The sequence below is a fragment of the Photobacterium sp. TLY01 genome, from assembly GCF_021432065.1.
In the GTDB taxonomy this organism is placed as follows: domain Bacteria; phylum Pseudomonadota; class Gammaproteobacteria; order Enterobacterales; family Vibrionaceae; genus Photobacterium; species Photobacterium halotolerans_A.
On record NZ_CP090365.1, the window covers coordinates 1302667 to 1320185 of the forward strand.

Sequence of the window (17519 nt, forward strand, 5' to 3'; positions counted from 1 at the left end):
GTCACCAGAAAAAATCCGCTGGACATGAGAACCTTTCTCATGCTGGAATATTGTTATGTTATAACAAATCATTTTAAAGGCACATGAAAAAGATCTTATTGCTCGTCATCGTGGTTGCTGCTGGCGCCCTCGTCTTTTGGAAACCGTCTTCGCCGGCTTCCCAGACGCTGGCCATTTCAGGCCCATTTGAATTTAATAGTCAGGATATGTCGAAAGACGGATTCCTGTTTTCCCGTCTGCAAGTGGTGGAGTCACTGGTTGGCATCAATGAACAGGCAGAGCTCTCCCCGTTGCTGGCTGAAAGCTGGCAGCAAAGTGCAGACGGCCTGAACTGGGTATTCAATATCCGCCCGGGCGTCAAATTCCACGACGGCAGCCTGCTCACAGCCGAAGCAGTTGCTCAGTCACTCAATCTGGCGCTTAGCAAACCAGGTGTCATTCGCCAGGTGCCTGTCCAATCCATTCAGGCGAGGGAGAACCAGGTGATCATCACGCTGGATCGCCCATTCCGCGCGCTGCCATCTGTGCTGGCACACTACTCAACCGCGATTGTGATCCCCGGCTCTTTCAGCGAGAACGGTCAGATCGTGGCGCTGCAAGGGACAGGTCCATATCAGATTGACGCGTTACAGCCGCCGCACAAAGCTAAAGCCAGCCGTTTTGCCGACTACTGGGGCCAGAAAGCGCACATTGAAACCATTGAATATCTGGCGGGCCACCGTTCTGAAAGCCGGGCTTTGCTGGCGCAAAGTGGTCAGATGGATCTGGTCTACACGTTGGACCCGATCAGTATTGACAGCCTGAAAGCGGCCAACAATCTGCAGCTGCATGTCGAGTCTATGCCGCGTACTGTGCTGGTAAAACTCAACAACGCCCATCCGTTTCTGAATCACAAGTCGGTGCGTCAGGCATTGAGTCTGGCGCTGGATCGGGAAGGAATTGCCCAATCGGTACTTCGTTTACCGGGTTCGGAAGCCTACCAGCTTTTTTCCCCGGCCTTAGGGGCCTGGCATATCAACCGGCAAGACACAGCTCAGCGTAATCTGGAACAGGCCAGAGCACTGCTTGCTGAACAAGGCTGGCGCGCGAACGAGCAGGGTCTGCTGGAAAGAGACGGCAAGGTTTTTCGCATTCAGCTTGTCACTTACGCCGATCGCCCGGAACTGCCACTGATCGGCACAGCACTTCAGGCACAATGGCGTGAACTGGGGATCGATATTCAGATTTCGATTGATAACTCCAGTGCAATTCCGGCCAAACATCATGACAACAGTCTGGAAATGGCCCTGATCGCCCGTAACTTTGGTACTCTGGCCGACCCACTTCCTTTGCTGATGAATGACTTCGCCACTGAAAAAGGCTCAGACTGGGGACCAATGCACTGGTCTTCGCCCACCTTCAGCCACCTGCTGGCACAACTCGCGGCAGAGCCGGACTCAGTGAAATACCGCCAGCTGGCCCGGCAGGCAGCCGGATTACTGGCCGATGAAATGCCGCTGATCCCGGTGACTTATTATCGCCAGATTGTTGCGGTAAACGACAAGGTCAGTGGCTTCACATTCGATCCGTTTGAAATCAACTACCGGGTGTCGGAGATGCAGTTCAATGATTAAAATTCTGTTCTCCCGGCTCTGCCAGGCGCTGTTTGTCGCCTGGTCTGTCGGCACACTGACTTTTGTGCTGATGCGCCTGATCCCGGGTGACATCGCTTATCGTATTGCAGCGGGACGCTATGGCTACGACTACGTCGATGCCGAAGCGGCGCAAGCTGTTCAGACTGAGCTGGGGCTGGATCGCTCCGGCATTGAGTTGTATTTCAACTGGTTGTGGGATTTGCTGCACTTTAATCTGGGTCATTCTCTGGTCAGCGGAGAACCTGTTATACAGGCCCTGTCTCACCAGTTAGGTCACTCATTGCTACTGGCCGCCGCCGCCACGGGTTTATCGCTGCTCATTGCCATTCCGGTCGGCCTGTATTGTGGCCGCCGCGTCAATCAGTGGAGCGACCATGCTGCGCTGTTCAGTGCCATTATCATCAAGGCCCAGCCGGTCTTTCTGATTGGTCTGTTGCTCGTGCTGGTGTTTGCCTTACATTTCAACCTGTTCCCAGTGGCAGGTTTCGGCGGTCCGGAATATCTGGTGTTGCCCGCATTGGCGCTGGCACTCAGTATGGCCGCCATGTCGAGCCGGATGATCCGCAACGCAACCCATCAGGTGCTGAACGCGCCCTACTTTCAGTTTGCCCGGCTGAAAGGACTGAGCCACGAGCAGGCTTTTAGCCGCCATGGTCAGCTCAATATCGCACTGCCGGTCATGGCTTTCGTCGGCATCCAGGCGGTCAGTCTGGTGGAAGGTATTGTCATGATTGAATCACTGTTCTCCTGGCCCGGTATTGGCCATGCTTTATCCCACGCGATTTTTCGTCGCGATATTCCGGTGATCCAGGGTGCCGCCCTGATGATGGGGTTGCTGTTTGTGGCCATCAATACACTGGTCGACATCTCCCAGTACCTGCTGGATCCGCGCCAGCGTCTGTCGAAGCAAGAGGTGATGGCATGACAGTATTTACATCACTTTCCCGCCGTCAGTGGCTGGGTCTTTGTGTGCTTGCCACTCTGGTACTGTTCACCGCCATCGAAACCCTGATTTACCAAGGCGATCCGGCGCAGCAGTCGCTGTCTCAGGCATTTGCGACGCCAAGCTGGCAGGAGCCGCTGGGCCGCGACCATTACGGGCGCAGTAACTATGCCCGCCTGGGCAGCGCGATTACAACATCCTTGCTGATGGCACTGGTGAGTGTGGCAACCTCGGCGGCACTCGGCCTGCTGACTGGCATCATCGCAGCCTGGAAAGGCGGCTGGTGGGATAAAAGCCTGTCCTGGCTGGTGAACATCTTGCTGTCACTGCCGGGTTTGATTCTGGTACTGCTGTTTGGCGCGATGGTGCCGGGCTCCTTTATGATCCTGTATCTGGCGATCTCACTGATGCTTTGGGTTGAATATTTCCGGGTGGTTCGCAGCCGTACGCAGGTGCTGCTGCGCTCTGCGGAGATCGAAGCCTCCCGGCTTTATGGTTTTGGTGCCTGGTATCAGTTCAAACGCCATCTCTGGCCGGAGCTGAAAACAGATCTGTTCACGCTGGGTTGTTTTGGCGCCGGCAATGCCATTCTGGCACTGGCTTCCATCGGTTTTCTCTATGTCGGACTCAAGCCGCCCGAAGCCGAACTGGGCCTGATGATGGTCGAATTGTTCCGTTACTACCAGCAAGCGCCCTGGGTGCTGATGCAACCCATCGCTGTGGTCTTTTTACTGGTGATGAGTTTCCACCTGCTGGCACAAGGTAAACAGTCATGAACGTACTCTTAAATGTCGAACAACTCTCGGTACAGGCGCAGCAGCAGATGCTGGTCAATCCGCTGTCCTTTGAATTGCGCCAAGGTGAGGCCGTCACGATTCTCGGTGAAACCGGCTCAGGTAAAAGCCTGTTAGCCAATGCCATTATCGGCACCCTGCCCGACACACTGTCGATGCAAGGGCACATTCATCTGTTCGGACAGGCGCAGCAGGATCTGAGCCTGTCTGAGCGGCAGAAATTATGGGGGAAAAAACTCTCGGTACTGCCGCAAGAGCCATGGTATGCGCTCAGCCCCCTGATGGCCGTGGGTGATCAGGTCCGTGAAGTGCATGAGATCGTCAACAATGATAAAGCGCAGGCACAGGCCCATACCGAGCGCGCGTTCACCAGCGTGGCGCTGAAGCAGGATATGGCGAAATACCCGCATCAGCTCTCCGGGGGCATGGCGCAGCGGGTGGCGTACCTGTGTGCAACGCAGGCAGGCGGTGAGCTGCTGATCGCCGATGAACCGACCAAAGGGCTGGATGCCAGCCGTAAAGATCAGATCATCGAGCAACTCGTCAGCCACAAACAACGCGGCGCTGTTCTGACTATCACGCACGATATAGAAGTGGCTCAGCGGTTAGGCGGTGAAATCATCGTGATGAAAAAAGGCGTCATTCAGGAACGCGGTCCGGCCGAACGCCTTCTGCAACAGCCGGAATCGGCATACGCCAAAGCATTGATCGCCGCCGATCCCCGTTTCTGGCCGCAGGCAACGCTGCCAGACACAGATCAGCCGCTGATAGAAGCCGAATCACTGACGATGCAGTTTGGCGATAAAACGCTGTTCCGCGATCTGAGTTTTACGCTGGCAGAAGGTGAAATTCTCGGCATCAGCGGCGACAGCGGCTGTGGCAAGTCAACCCTCGCAGATCTGATCCTGGGTTTACAGAGCCCATCGGCGGGCCGCATGGTGAACAAACAGCAGCTCAAAACAGGTGATGCCCTGAAACTGTATCAGGATCCCCCCAGCGCACTTGCCAAAAGTGCCACACTGCAGACGCTGCTCAATGATTTGTGCCGTCACCATCAGCTGGATACCCGTCATATTCAACCGCTGATGCAACGGCTGGCACTTTCTGAGGATCTGCTGAGTCGTAAAGCCACTCAGGTTTCTGGCGGTGAACTGCAGCGCTTTGCCATTCTGCGGGCATTGCTGATGAAGCCCAAGCTGCTGATCGCCGATGAGCCGACATCACGTCTCGATCCCATTACGGCAGCCAGTACGCTCCAACTGATCGTGGAACTGACTCAGGAGATGGGATGTGCTTTAGTGCTGATCAGCCATGACAAAGTGGCGCTGGAGAAAACCTGCCACAAGATCATTCAGCTGTAGCGATCATCTGACTGAAGCAGATAATGATGAGCGCTGGAACTGGCCCATCAAGAAAAACTGACAAGCCTGCTCATTCTATCGATAACGAGCAACAAGAAAGAGGCCGGCATAAACCGGCCTCTCTCAACCAGCGAAATTAAGGTGCTGAATCGACCTCGGCTGGCAGGTAATGTTTCGGCTCCAGCTTTAACCATTCAGGCAATACAGTCCCGATCGAAATCGATGACCAGGTCCCGGAAATGATGCCGATAAACATGGCAGTCGCGAAACCTTCTAACGCTGCCCCCCCCATCAGCCACAACGCCGCAACGGTGATCAGCGTGGTACCAGAGGTCACCATGGTGCGTGAAAACGTCGCGATCACCGCCTGATCATTAATCTCTGCCGTCGGCGTGTGCTGTTTCGCAACCAGCATTTCCCGAATCCGGTCTGCAATAATGATCGAATCGTTAAGCGAGTAACCCAAAATCGCCAGCACAGCCGCGAATACCGTGAGGTTAAATTCCATCTGAGTCAGCGCGAAAAAGCCCAGAACCAGTACGACATCGTGAATCAGCGCCAGTAAAGCCCCGCTGGCCAGACGCCATTCAAAACGGAAGCAGAGGTAAGCCAAAATACACAAAACGCTCACCAGCAGTGCGAGTCCGCCCTGCTCGACCAGATCCTGACCGACCTGAGAGCCCACCATGCTGTTACTGATGATGTCGACATTGTCGGATACCTGGTGCAGCAACTGCGCGACATCGGGCGCTGTCTGGCTTTGTTCTGCCCCTTGCACCGTTGCTTGTTCAGGCAACGCGTAGCGAATCATCCAGCGCCCGTCAGCACCGGATGTCGTCACTGAGGTGGACTCACCCAGTGCCGGTTTCAGTACGTCCAGCAGTTGATGGCTGGTCACCGTCGGGCTGATGCGCATTTCGGTCACCATCCCCCCGGTAAAATCCAGTCCCATATTCAAGCCTTTGACAGCAAAGGCTGCCAGCGAAATGACCATCAGCGCCACAGACACGACGCTGGTGATAAAACGGATTTTCCGAATCCTGGATGTCAAATAACACATCATCTTTATACCCTCACATCACGACGGTTGTCGCGTCCCCAAACCAGATTAATCAATGCTCTCGATGCAAATACGCCGGTAAACATGCTGGTCAGCAGTCCCAGCCCCAATGTCAGCGCAAAGCCCTGAATGGGCCCGTTTCCGATCGAGTACAGAATCAGGGCAGTAATCATAGTCGTGATATTGGCATCCAGTATGGTACTGAATGCACTGCTGAAGCCCAGATCGATGGCCTGAGCAAAGCTCCGGCCTTCTGCCAGTTTGTCTTTGATTCGCTCAAAGATCAGCACATTGGTATCCACTGCCATGCCCACCGTCAGTACCAGCCCGGCGATCCCCGGCAGCGTCAGCACCGCACCTGGCAGTAAGGCAATCAGGCCCAGCAGACACACCATGTTGGCCATCAGCGCGACATTGGCCACCCAGCCAAGACGGCGATACCACAAGGCCATAAAGGTCAGCGTCAGCGCCATACCTAATGCCAGTGCTGCAAAACCGTTTTCTATGTTTTCCGCGCCCAGCGATGCGCCTATGGTACGCTCTTCGACAATCGTCACCGGTGCGGTCAGCGAGCCTGCACGTAACAGCAAGGCCAGTTGCTGCGCTTCTTCAGGGGAACCCGCTCCGGTAATGCGGAACTGGTTTCCCAGCTGCGACTGAATGGTCGCAACACTGATGACCCGCTCGCTACGCTCGGTGTCACCCCGGGCATTGGTTTTGTATTCGCGGTAGACGGTCGCCATGGGTTGCCCGATATGTTTGCCTGAGAACTCACTCATGATCTTGCCACCGGCATGATCCAGCGAAATGTTCACTTCCGAGAAGCCCATCGGATCCATCCCTGCCCGCGCATTGACAATGTGCTCACCACTCAGGACCGGACGTTGATTCAGAATCACGGTTTGGCCATTGTTATCTTTCAGCCGGATCACCTCACTGGCGCCGGCTTCAGAACCCGATTTCACTTCATAGAATGCCAGACTGGCGGTGGCACCAATCACATTTTTAGCCTGCGACGGATCTTGCACACCCGGTAGCTCAATGCGAATGCTGTGCTCGCCCTGCCGCTGAACCAGCGCTTCGGTAATGCCCAGCTCTTCAATACGATCACGCATGATCTTCAGGTTCTGCTGTAGCGTCGCCGACTGGAAATCAAGCTTGTTTTGTTGGGTCGGTGTTACGCTCAGGCTATCTGCGCCCCGTTTGACTTCCCAGCCCGGATAATGCTGTTTCACATACTGGCTGACCTGACGCAACACAGTATCGCCTTTCGGCTCAGCTTTGGTTTCGACGCTGAAACCATCCGTACCTTGCAGCCTGATGCGTACGCCGCGCAGGTGCTCACTGCGCAGCATCTGCGTGACATCATCCACGATGGCGGCGCGCTGTTCCTGAAACGCGGTATCAATATCCACATTCAGCAGAAACTGCACGCCACCACGTAAGTCCAGGCCGAGCTGAATCGGGCTGAAACCCATTTTTCCGAACCACTCAGGTGCCACGGAGACGTATGAATAGGTGATGCTATCGCCTTCTTGCACCCGCTTATCCAGCGCTTCACGTGCCTGAGACTGATCCGTTTCGTTATCAAAAACGATGGTCATCTGGTTGTTTTGCTGCGTAATTTCCTGCGCCTCGATCCCCTGCTGTTTCAGGTATCGGTCCACGCTGACCACATGATTCAGCTCACTGTCGACGTTGGCTGACTGGATCTGAATAGACGGCTGCTCGCCGTACCAGGTTGGAATGGCACTCAATGCCAGTATCACCACAGTGACCACCAGGACCAGATACTTCCAGGCAGCATAGTGATTCAGCACCCGAACGGATGCTCTCGAATGATTTTTCTTCATCAATATCCCCTCAGCGATGTGCCGAGTTAAAAAACAATAAATGTGACAATGTCACTCAATGACGAGGGATAATCAGATGAAGTAATGACTGTTGAGTGCCACATACATGGCGTTGGTCTCTTTCCAGCCGGAAAGACGATAAGAAGGGCGAAAATCCTGATAAGCCACGTAATCAGGCGGCTGAACAAAGCGCTGTGTCAGGCGGCTATCGCTGACGGGATACAAAAGCGATGTCAGATCCAGCCGATCCGGATCACCGTCGTGAACATGGTAACGCTGCGGGATGTTCCAGCGAAAAGAATGGAGAATAGCGACGGCAGAACCCGATTGCTGCGATTGGGTTACCGGTGCTGAATCCGATGATTGTTTATGGCGGGCAGAAGGTTCGCAGAGAGCAGCATTGATCAGGCGGGATTCTGCAACGACCTGGTATTTGACCGCCGCTCCAGTGTCTTGATCTTCCGGACACGCCATCGCCTGCGCAGAGAAAAACAGCGCAAAAAACGAGAACCAGAACATGCGAATCATCTGCCAGGACATAAGATGCCAACTCAATAACCAACACCGCACTATAAGTCCGAGTGTGACGGTGCTCAAGTAAAATGTGAGCAAAACAGGTTCGTTGGATAACTGATTCGGGATTCTGATCGTGCGGCTAAGACTTACCCCTCGACTCAGCTGGCTTATTCTTCTGATTCATGACGCGCAGTGTGTCCTGCAGTGTCCATAACAGAGCTGAGGTGGAGACCCCCACCATGACAATCCCGTTTAACGATTCAATTGGTCCGAGTAAACGCCAGCGCTCGGACATCACAATATCGCCATACCCCAGGGTGGCGAAGTTCACACAAGAAAAATAATAAGCTGTCGCAAAGTCAGTGAACTCATCTAATCCGTAAAACAGCCAGGCCCAGACACCTATCTGTACGAGGTTACCGATGAGCAAAAGCGTCATCACACTCATCAGCAAAAGCAGTCGCGACCCCAGCCGCGGACTTTCGACCCAGGCATGATGACTGACATAAAATGACAAAGACACAACCAGCAGTACGCTTTGGAACATCAGGCAGATGAACATGACGCTCAGACCCAGAAAAATGTTGATCAGCATGTGGTATACCTCGCCCCGTTCGGACCGGTCAGTTACACTCAGGTTCACGATACAAGCACCGCTGATCCCCTGATGCGATGTGCAAGCAATCAGCTTCGCCGGTTGCCAAAACGTTGACTCAGCGGCACAGCACTGAGATCAATTGAACCAGTGGCATCAGATAAGCCTCTCCCGTCAACCGTCTACCACGTTTCGCCGTTATAGTGTTAAGATCACAGCAATTCATTGTGGCTTTGAGTGTGGTTTTCTGCTCGGTGAACCACCCTCAGAAACATCCGTTTTTGGGTGTCAATGACCTGATATTGAACCAAAGCTTTCAAACTCAAAGCACTGTCAAAACAAGTAAAAGGTTTATATTTTTAATGTCTAGCACAAGTATCCAATGGTTTCCGGGCCACATGCACAAAGCCCGCAAAGAAATTGAAGAAGCCATTCCAAAAGTCGACGTCATCATTGAAGTGCTTGATGCCCGTATCCCCTTCAGCAGCGAAAACCCGCTGATTGCCTCTCTGCGAGGCGATAAACCCGTGATTAAAGTGCTGAACAAACGCGATCTTGCTGATCCCGACATGACGGAGTTGTGGATTGCGCATCTGGAAAAAGAGCACAATGTGAAAGCCATGGCCATCACCACAGAAAACCAGAATGAAGTGAACAAAATTCTGGAACTGTGCCGGAAACTGGCTCCAAACCGTGAGGAAATGGGCAAAAACATCCGCACCATGATCATGGGAATTCCCAATGTCGGTAAATCAACCATCATCAATACCCTCGCGGGTCGATCCGTTGCCATTACAGGGAACCAGCCTGCCGTTACCCGTCAACAGCAACGCATTAATCTGCAAAACGGCATCGTGCTGTCAGACACCCCGGGGATTTTGTGGCCAAAAGTAGAAAACCCGCACAGTGGTTTCCGACTGGCCGCGACCGGTGCCGTCAAAGATACCGCCATGGACTATATTGATGTGGCTTTCTTTACGGTGGAATATTTGAAAGACGCCTACCCGAACCTTTTACAGAAGCGTTACGAGCTGGAAGATGAATTACCGGAATCTGAAATTGAGCTGATGGAAGCGATTGGCCGTAAACGCGGTTGCTTACGTTCAGGCGGCAAAGTCGATTTACACAAAGCGTCTGAGATTCTGATCAACGAACTGCGCAATGGTACACTGGGGCAAATCACCATGGAACGCCCTGAAATGATCACGCAGGAACTGATTGATGTGGCTCTGGACAACGAACGTAAAGCGGCCGATAAAGCCAAAAACAAAGAAGAAAGACGTAAGCGCTATCTGAGAAACAAGCGATAATCGCCACATAAAAAAAGGTGCTGTTCCCCCGCTACGCGGAACAGCACCACAGTCAATCACGACAAAATGTACCTACACTCAGTAGTCTGCAGTGGCTTGGAGATCGCTTGTCATCAATGACCTGAAAGATGACAAGTTTTCACCACCACAGCCTGACTATAACAAAGCACACATCGTGCCAACTTTTTAAGCTATTGATTTGTAAGCGGTTGATATAATTCCTGCCGCTTGTTAGCCAAAAACAACCCTAAAAATTTGCACTGGATAAGTGAATCTTTGCACCAAAAAGAACTACCGGGCCTCTTTTCACGAGACGAACGCTGACAATGAGATATAAAAGAAATAATTTTATGCTGCCAGCTCATGAAAGGTTAAAAATTAACCAAAATTATTTGATAGACAACAAATATTTACACATCTAAATAACTAGCTAATATCTATTTTACGAAATTATAAATACCTGAATAATAACAACTAACATTATGGTTAACACCAATTTAACCTAATTAAACACTAATAGCTCTAAATAGCCAATTTTCCATATAATATGTGTGAGAAAAACCGACTCTGGATATTACTTTTTCTCATTTTACCTTCACCGTTTTTCAGTCCATATTCTGCGCAATATACACAGGCATCCCCTGTAACGTCTTTGCGCAGGCCACCTCAAAGCTGTTGACCCAAACGGCTCCCCTGCAAGGCCAGCACCCTTTAATTTGGAGATTTGTGTAGTGAGTCATATCACTGCGACACGTCAGTCCGGCGGTATTTTTGTACCGGTTGTCGGCCTGGCGATTTTTGCTATTGCATCAGGTTATCTCATGAGCCTGATCCCACTGACATTAAGCTTTTTTGCGCTGCCAGCTTCTCTGGCAAGCTGGCTGGCCAGTACGTTTTATTTGGGCTTGCTGATTGGCGCTTTGCTGGTCGAAAAAGTCGTCGCACGTATCGGACACAGAATGGCGTTTGTCAGCTTTTTGCTACTGCTGGCAGTCACGATTGTCATGATGCCGCTAGTTCCTGAGCAATTGACCTGGCTGATTGCACGCTTTGTGGCCGGTATCGCTGTGGCAGGCATCTTTGTGGTCGTTGAGTCCTGGCTACTGATTGGCGATAACAAAAAAGAGCGAGCCAAACGTCTGGGCTTGTACATGACAGCCCTGTACGGCGGCGGTACGCTGGGGCAGTTTGGCATTGGCTTTATTGGGGTGGAAGGATTGCTGCCATTTGCCAGTATTCTGGGGTTGATCGCGTTGGCGACACTACCCGCGCTGGCATGCAAGCAATCACAACCGGCTTGCGAACAACATATCAGCCTGTCTGCCCGCCAGATTTTTGCATTGAGCAAACCTGCGGTGCTGGGCTGTTTCGTCTCAGGTATTGTCATGAGTTCTGTCTATGGGTTGTTACCCATTTCATTGCAGATGCAAAATCTGACAGCAGAACAAATTGGTGGCTTGATGGCATCAACTGTTCTGGGCGGCATGGCCATTCAACCTGTCGTCAGCGCATTGTCCTGTAAGATGAGTAAAACCCTGCTGATGGCCGCAGCCTGCCTGTTAGGGATTTTTGCAACCGGACTGATGAGCCTGATTCCTGGTTACAGTATTATGGTGGTGGGCTTAGCGCTGCTGGGGATGTCTTCTTTTGCGCTGTACCCGATTGCAATCTCGCTGGCATGTGATGAGCTGGATTCATCAGTGATCGTTTCAGCCACACAGATCATGCTCTTCAGCTACAGCTTCGGCTCTGTTGCCGGTCCACTGGTTGCCGGCACCTTTTTGGAACAAGAGCACGGACTGAACAACTTCTTCTTTGTTGCTCTGGCCAGCACGGCAGTTTATATGCTGATGGTCAGTCTGAAGCAGAAGCCACAGATTGTGGCGGGTTGACAGGGCTTTTTCGGGAAACAAAAGTTTCTGGCTGTAAAAAAGAGCGGGCGCAACTTTCGTTGCGCCCTTAGGTCTTACTTGCAGCAATCCAGCTACTTAGGTGCTCCCTGCATCATTCCTTGATATTGCTGTATCCTTCAGCGTTTCCCTAAAACTCCTTCCCGGAGATGTTCCACTTGGTCTTTCCTGACCCATTGCAACGTCCTGTTACAACTCTCTTCTCCGTCCTGGAGGTGTCCCTGACTTCTTCCTGAAGTGGTCCTTTTGTCATCCTGACCAGTAAGTTTCCTACCTACTGTATCGAATCCATCCGATTGTTCCCTTCACAGTCCTTGTCGATACGCCGTCCTGATGTACCGGTCTCATCCTGAGACTGCCAAAATCCGTGGCCTGTTCCTGTTCCGTTCCGTCAGTTCCTTCCGACGCGGTACAGATTACTCGATTCAGGATTCTGCGCAACGAACGAAGATCACACTTTACATGTCAATTAAAGCAACAACTCAGTAATTTAACCTATCAGATTGAATGATAAAGATTAATTTATTTTCCATGAGAATTAACAGCATTAAAATAAACGTAATCTCCCACGTCATTGTGAGATATCTCTTACAAGAACCGAGGAGGATATCTCAATTCATATCATTATCTTGCTGTCTGGCAGAAAGCAGTTGGCTTATTTCACTAACATCGCAGCACCAAAAACGCCTGCGCTATCCCCTAAAATCGGTTTCACAACAGGCGTTTTTAATACGGAATTAAATAAATGTGGCATGATCGCCTGCCTGCCTGCATCGTATAGCTTGTCGATATTGCCCACACCACCACCAACGATAATCACATCGGGATCCAGAATATTCACCACCTGCGCAACGGCAAGGCCAAAATAGTGGATTAATCGCTCCTCCACAGATCTGGCATCCAAATCGCCCTGCTGAGCCAGTTGCATGATGTCACTTAAAGATAAGTGATTACCTGTCCTGTCATGATAAGCTTGCTCCAAACCCGGCCCGGATATCACGGTTTCGAGACAGCCGTATTTTCCGCAATAACACGCGCGTCCTTGTGGCTCGATAACATTGTGTCCCCACTCACCGGCTATGCCATGCAAGCCGTGAATAATTTTTCCATTCACCACAATGCCAGCGCCCACACCAGTCCCCATAATGATGCCAAAAACGACTTCAGCATCAGGATTGATCTGTTTCACCACACCTAAATGCGTTTCTGCCAGCACCAGACAATTCGCATCGTTCGCCAGCCGGACTTCAACATTCAGCAACTCAGCCAGATCAGCATCCAGTGGCTGCCCGTTTAAGGCCGTTGAATTACAGTTTTTCATGACGCCTGTTGCCTGGTCCAGCACACCCGGCGTTCCAAAACCAATCGCTTTCGGGTAACAATCCAGCTGTTCTGCGCAGCGATCCACCAGCAGCTTGATTCGCTGCAGCAAATGTGTGTAACCTTGCTCAGCCTGACTGGGAATACGTTCACGAAGTATGCAGCGATTATCAGAACGCGCCATCACGGCGCACTCAACTTTGGTGCCCCCAAGATCAATGCCCCAATAATACGAATCCATGAACAACCGTCTCCTTTTCCACGCCTGAGATAAAATCGACCATAATTAGAATACCCTTTCCAAGACCTGATGAATGCCGGAGGTCGGTATTATGTTTTTGAAAGAAGCGAAAACCGGGGATCTGGTTGATGTGGTCGACATGGCCTCACTCACCAATCCTTTTAAGCGTCATGTCACTGTACAGTTTCAATCCGGTGAAGATTTGGCAGACCCTGTCTCTGTAGACAAACAACAGCTGGCTTTTCCCTCTGGTGAAGGGCTGCCCGAGTGCTGGATGAACGGATACTACCGCTTACAACAACGTTAAAGGCTGCTGCGCTCTCCGGAATACAAAGTGACCGCTGACACACGCTGAGCGACCTGAGTGGTCAACCGGTTCACCGCTTCCGACAGGGCATCCACCTGCGCACTATAGCCTGGTTCTTTTAAGGGGACCTGAAAGTTGAATGGTTGCACCGTTTTCAGGTCACCGGTTTGCCCGGTCAGGATCCACTCACCACTGAAGTAGGCAGAACCGCTGAAATGACCATTGAACGCATTAACCCTGACTTGCAACTTGGGCACATTCGTCGTTTTGATCGCTGCAGATAACTCTGTCGGCCAGTAACGTGACTGCTTCAAACGCAGATCGCCGTTAATGCGCCGTGTGAGTTGCCGGACAATATCTTCAGCCCACAAATTTTGCTGTGCCTGGACTACAGCCGTACTACTGGTTTGGTATACCAGGCCCGTGCCCGTCAAATGCAGCGCCATCTCAACCGGTAATACGACCAATATTGGTTGCTGCGTCACCAAGGCCGGTGCCGATTGCTCTGGGGCCTGGGGCAGCAGGTAAGTGGTGATATCAGATTCTTCAGGCTGACTGCTGCAACCTGCCAACAATAAGCCAGTGAGCCAAATAACAGAAAGTAAACCATGACGAAAATGCATTATTGTGCTCCTGCTGCGGGTATTGGATCTTTGCCTTTACTGTCTGAAAAGATCAGTGAATTCGGTTTGTCGTTTACTTGCCTCAGTACAGGTTGTAACTCTTTCATCACCTGCTCAAACCGGATCAGCACCTGCTCGAGATTGCGGTAAGTGGCACCTTCGGAGCCATAGCTGTTTAATGTTGCCTGAATCTGAGCCAGACTGTTTCGCAGCTCCGCTGGTATGGCTTTGGTGTCCTGTTGTGCAAGCAGCACATTCACACTTTTTGCTGCTTGCTCGGCGGCTTTCAAGGTACGCTCAGTTGCAACCAGCGTCTGATTCAACCCGTTCAGGGTATTCTCCACCGGCAAATTGTTTAATTTATCAAGCAAAGACGCGACCTGTTTCTGAATTTCAGCGAACCCGCCGGCTTTTGTGGGAAAGACATCATATTCCTGATAAGTCAGCAGCCTGGGATCCGGCTCCTCCGGGTAAAACTCCACATCTACCATGAGTTGTCCGGTCAGGAAGTTCGCTGTTTTTAATGAAGCACGTAAACCTTCCCGAAACTGATGGCTGAGATCTTCCTGTAAAGCCTGCAGGTTTTCAGTCCCTACATACTCCTGCACCCGCGCGAGCTCTAACCGGGCAAGCACCGGAATTTGCTGATTGGAGAAACCACGAGTTTGATTGGGTAAACGTAAAGGCACTTTGGACACAGTCCCAATACGGATCCCGCGATATTCTATCGGCGCCCCTTCACTCAACCCACGGACTGATTCGTCAAACAGCAATACATATTCAAGGTACTGATCATAAAAGCGCTCACGTACTTCATTCTGATTGTTATACAACCGGAATCGGCTGAGCTGCTTGGTGACGAGTTCGCCAGGCTCAGCGCCTTGCTGAACATTAAAACTCACGCCACCTGTGATCAGCGATTCCACCGAGCCGATTTTGAGGTTAAACCCCTCAGCTGACATATTCAGTTCAACACCAGAGGTTAACCAGAACCGGGTCCGTTTTCGAATCAGGCCATCATAGGGTTCGAAGATAAATAGCTGATAATTTGCTTTTTTAGACTGGGTATCAAAGCTGACCTGCTCTACCCGACCGACAGTGAACCCTTCATACAGAACAGGATCACCAACGCTGAGCTTTCCTGCTTCCTCATGGGTCAAAATCAAACGTAAACCTTTCGCGTCCAGCGGCGCTACCGGAGGAATATCCAGAACGGTGAATGTTCGTTGCTCATCATTTTCTACACCAGGCTGCAACTCGATATACGCGCCGGATAATAAGGTTTCTAACCCGGAAATCCCTTCTTTACCGATACGCGGTTTCACCACCCAAAACCGCGTATCGGTTTTGAGCATTCTTTCCGCGTCCTTATCTAACTGCGCCGTCGCTAAAATTGAATTGTAATCATCACTGAGTTTAACCTTGGTGATGACACCCACTTTAACATTCAAAGCTTTAATTTCAGTTTTGCCCACTTCAAGACCTTCGGCGGTATTGAGCTTGAGCGTCACCTCCGGACCTTTACTGGCCAGAAACTGAATCAGCATCCAAAAACCGATTAATACAGCAACAATCGGAACCAGCCATATCAGCGATAGCTGTCGAATCTGGCTGACTTCAGCCTTTGGTGGCGTTTGATCACTCATGAATGGGGCTCCTTCTGAATCGTGGTCGGTTGTTCTGACAACCGCTCTGTTTTCTCTCCTGGCTGCAGGTTTTGCCAGAAAACACGCGGATCAAACACCATCGCCGCTAACATGGTCAGCAGGACCACTGAAGCAAATGACAAGGCAGCCGGTCCCGGATAAATCGCCATCAAATTCTGTAACTGCACCAAAGCAACCAGAAGCGCTACAACAAAAATATCTATCATCGACCACCGGCCGATGAACTCAGCCATCCTGTACAGCTTCAAGCGCCGGATGGCTTTTCTGTTTTCATCGTCTATGTTTCGCCCTGCAGCATAAAAGAGCCACCCCAGTGCAACAATCTTCGCCAGAGGAATCACCACGCTGGCGATAAAAATCACCATAGCAATGGGATAGGAACCGTGATGCCAGAGCAGCACAACACCGCCAATGATGGTTGACCCTTCCGATTTTCCCAAGCTGACCGTATACATCATCGGGTACAGATTCGCCGGGAATAAAAAAACGGCTGAAGCCAGCAATAACGCCCAGGCATATTGCAGATTTTTAGCCGGATGATACGGATGCAATTTTCCGCCACAGCGTATACATCTTTGATGATGACCTTCAACAACAGGATTGAGCTGCGCACAAGTGTGGCAGGAGATATGGTTCCGCGAATGATGACTGTCACCCGCTTTTACTTCAGGCAAGGGCACCATAGGTGCAAACTGTAACCAGAGCCATGTTCGGTCGACCATGGCGACACATTTCACAACCAGCACGGTATAGAGACAAAATGCCCAAAATGACATGCCCAATCCGACATCAGCCAGCGCAGCAATTTTGATCAGGCTGACCAGAATGCCGATCAGGAAAACATCCACCATGAGCCAGGGTTCAATACGAAGCGTCAGCCGGCATAAACTTTTGACTCTGTGGCTGACACTATCACTCTCAATTTTTCCGTGCTCCGTACTTACCCAGTACAGATATAGCACGGAGGTGATATAGCAAGCCGGTAAAATGACAACTGTCATTAACAACAACAGGCCTAATAAACTATTCTCGAACTGAGCAAGCATCTGAGCAGAATGCATCAGAGTAATTTCTTGCTGAATACCTTGCACACTGAACGACATAAACGGGAAACTGACACTCAGAACCAGCATCACCAGACAGGCAAACCCATAGGCCAATGTTCGCTGTTGAGGATGCTTAATGGTTTTCATCAGCAGATGCCCGCAGCGCGGACAAGATGCACGCTGTCCCGGCTCTAACTCTGGCAAAGCAACCACCAAGCCGCATTCCTCACACCCTGTTATCCCCACTGTTTGCTGCTCGTGTTGCATCCGATCTTTACCTGTTCGGTCGTCATAAAACCAGTATAGATAGGGACGCTTTGGATGAGGGGGATTTCTTCA

15 protein-coding genes are annotated in these 17519 nt (G+C 51.3%); 7 read left to right on the forward strand and 8 right to left on the reverse strand.

What is annotated here, in order from left to right; genetic code table 11:
- Positions 1-83 precede the first annotated feature (83 nt).
- From LN341_RS21560 to LN341_RS21575, 4 genes are read left to right on the forward strand one after another with little or no spacing between them, the layout of a single operon-like run.
- A complete protein-coding gene (locus LN341_RS21560) occupies positions 84-1613 on the forward strand; it encodes an ABC transporter substrate-binding protein (protein ID WP_234205800.1) in 1530 nt (509 codons plus the stop codon).
- The gene (locus tag LN341_RS21565) at positions 1606-2559 is read left to right on the forward strand and encodes an ABC transporter permease (RefSeq protein WP_046220240.1); all 954 of its coding nucleotides are present in this window, start codon (positions 1606-1608) and stop codon (positions 2557-2559) included. The genes LN341_RS21560 and LN341_RS21565 overlap by 8 nt, the downstream gene beginning before the upstream one ends.
- Positions 2556-3353: an ABC transporter permease gene (locus LN341_RS21570; RefSeq protein ID WP_046220239.1), complete on the forward strand. Its 798-nt coding sequence runs from the start codon at positions 2556-2558 to the stop codon at positions 3351-3353. The genes LN341_RS21565 and LN341_RS21570 overlap by 4 nt, the downstream gene beginning before the upstream one ends.
- Positions 3350-4732: an ABC transporter ATP-binding protein gene (locus tag LN341_RS21575; protein ID WP_234205802.1), complete on the forward strand. Its 1383-nt coding sequence runs from the start codon at positions 3350-3352 to the stop codon at positions 4730-4732. Before LN341_RS21570 ends, LN341_RS21575 begins: the two co-directional genes overlap by 4 nt.
- Before the next feature lie 136 nt (positions 4733-4868).
- Here LN341_RS21575 and secF read toward each other — a convergent pair whose 3' ends face one another.
- The 4 genes from secF to LN341_RS21595 form a co-directional block, all read right to left on the reverse strand.
- Positions 4869-5795 (reverse strand): protein translocase subunit SecF, encoded by a 927-nt coding sequence (secF, locus tag LN341_RS21580; RefSeq protein ID WP_234205804.1) that lies wholly within the window; start codon positions 5793-5795, stop codon positions 4869-4871.
- A gap of 2 nt (positions 5796-5797) precedes the next feature.
- Positions 5798-7645: a protein translocase subunit SecD gene (gene secD, locus LN341_RS21585; RefSeq protein ID WP_370643773.1), complete on the reverse strand. Its 1848-nt coding sequence runs from the start codon at positions 7643-7645 to the stop codon at positions 5798-5800.
- Positions 7646-7717: 72 nt separating this feature from the next.
- The gene (locus LN341_RS21590) at positions 7718-8185 is read right to left on the reverse strand and encodes a hypothetical protein (RefSeq protein WP_234205808.1); all 468 of its coding nucleotides are present in this window, start codon (positions 8183-8185) and stop codon (positions 7718-7720) included.
- A 115-nt stretch (positions 8186-8300) separates the two neighbouring features.
- Positions 8301-8756 (reverse strand): potassium channel family protein, encoded by a 456-nt coding sequence (locus tag LN341_RS21595; protein WP_234205810.1) that lies wholly within the window; start codon positions 8754-8756, stop codon positions 8301-8303.
- Between the two features lie 362 nt (positions 8757-9118).
- Here LN341_RS21595 and ylqF point away from each other — a divergent pair, with 362 nt between their 5' ends.
- Complete coding sequence (ylqF, locus tag LN341_RS21600; RefSeq protein ID WP_046220291.1) at positions 9119-10066, forward strand: ribosome biogenesis GTPase YlqF; 948 nt, start codon at positions 9119-9121, stop codon at positions 10064-10066.
- Between the two features lie 731 nt (positions 10067-10797).
- Positions 10798-11958, forward strand: a complete 1161-nt coding sequence (locus tag LN341_RS21605; protein ID WP_234205812.1) for an MFS transporter — start codon at positions 10798-10800, stop codon at positions 11956-11958.
- A 673-nt stretch (positions 11959-12631) separates the two neighbouring features.
- On the opposite strand, the gene LN341_RS21610 is transcribed toward LN341_RS21605, so the two are convergent.
- Positions 12632-13537: an ROK family protein gene (locus LN341_RS21610; RefSeq protein ID WP_234205814.1), complete on the reverse strand. Its 906-nt coding sequence runs from the start codon at positions 13535-13537 to the stop codon at positions 12632-12634.
- A 91-nt stretch (positions 13538-13628) separates the two neighbouring features.
- Between LN341_RS21610 and LN341_RS21615 the strand changes: the two genes are divergently transcribed.
- A complete protein-coding gene (locus tag LN341_RS21615) occupies positions 13629-13844 on the forward strand; it encodes a hypothetical protein (protein WP_046220290.1) in 216 nt (71 codons plus the stop codon).
- Here the strand turns inward: LN341_RS21615 and LN341_RS21620 are convergent.
- Genes LN341_RS21620 through LN341_RS21630 form a run of 3 tightly spaced genes read right to left on the reverse strand, consistent with a single transcriptional unit; the run spans position 13841 to position 17447 of the window.
- The gene (locus LN341_RS21620) at positions 13841-14467 is read right to left on the reverse strand and encodes a membrane integrity-associated transporter subunit PqiC (RefSeq protein ID WP_046220230.1); all 627 of its coding nucleotides are present in this window, start codon (positions 14465-14467) and stop codon (positions 13841-13843) included. The genes LN341_RS21615 and LN341_RS21620 overlap by 4 nt on opposite strands.
- The gene (gene pqiB / locus LN341_RS21625) at positions 14467-16113 is read right to left on the reverse strand and encodes an intermembrane transport protein PqiB (protein WP_046220229.1); all 1647 of its coding nucleotides are present in this window, start codon (positions 16111-16113) and stop codon (positions 14467-14469) included. The genes LN341_RS21620 and pqiB overlap by 1 nt, the downstream gene beginning before the upstream one ends.
- Positions 16110-17447 (reverse strand): paraquat-inducible protein A, encoded by a 1338-nt coding sequence (locus LN341_RS21630; protein WP_234205816.1) that lies wholly within the window; start codon positions 17445-17447, stop codon positions 16110-16112. Before LN341_RS21630 ends, pqiB begins: the two co-directional genes overlap by 4 nt.
- Positions 17448-17519: the final 72 nt, after the last annotated feature.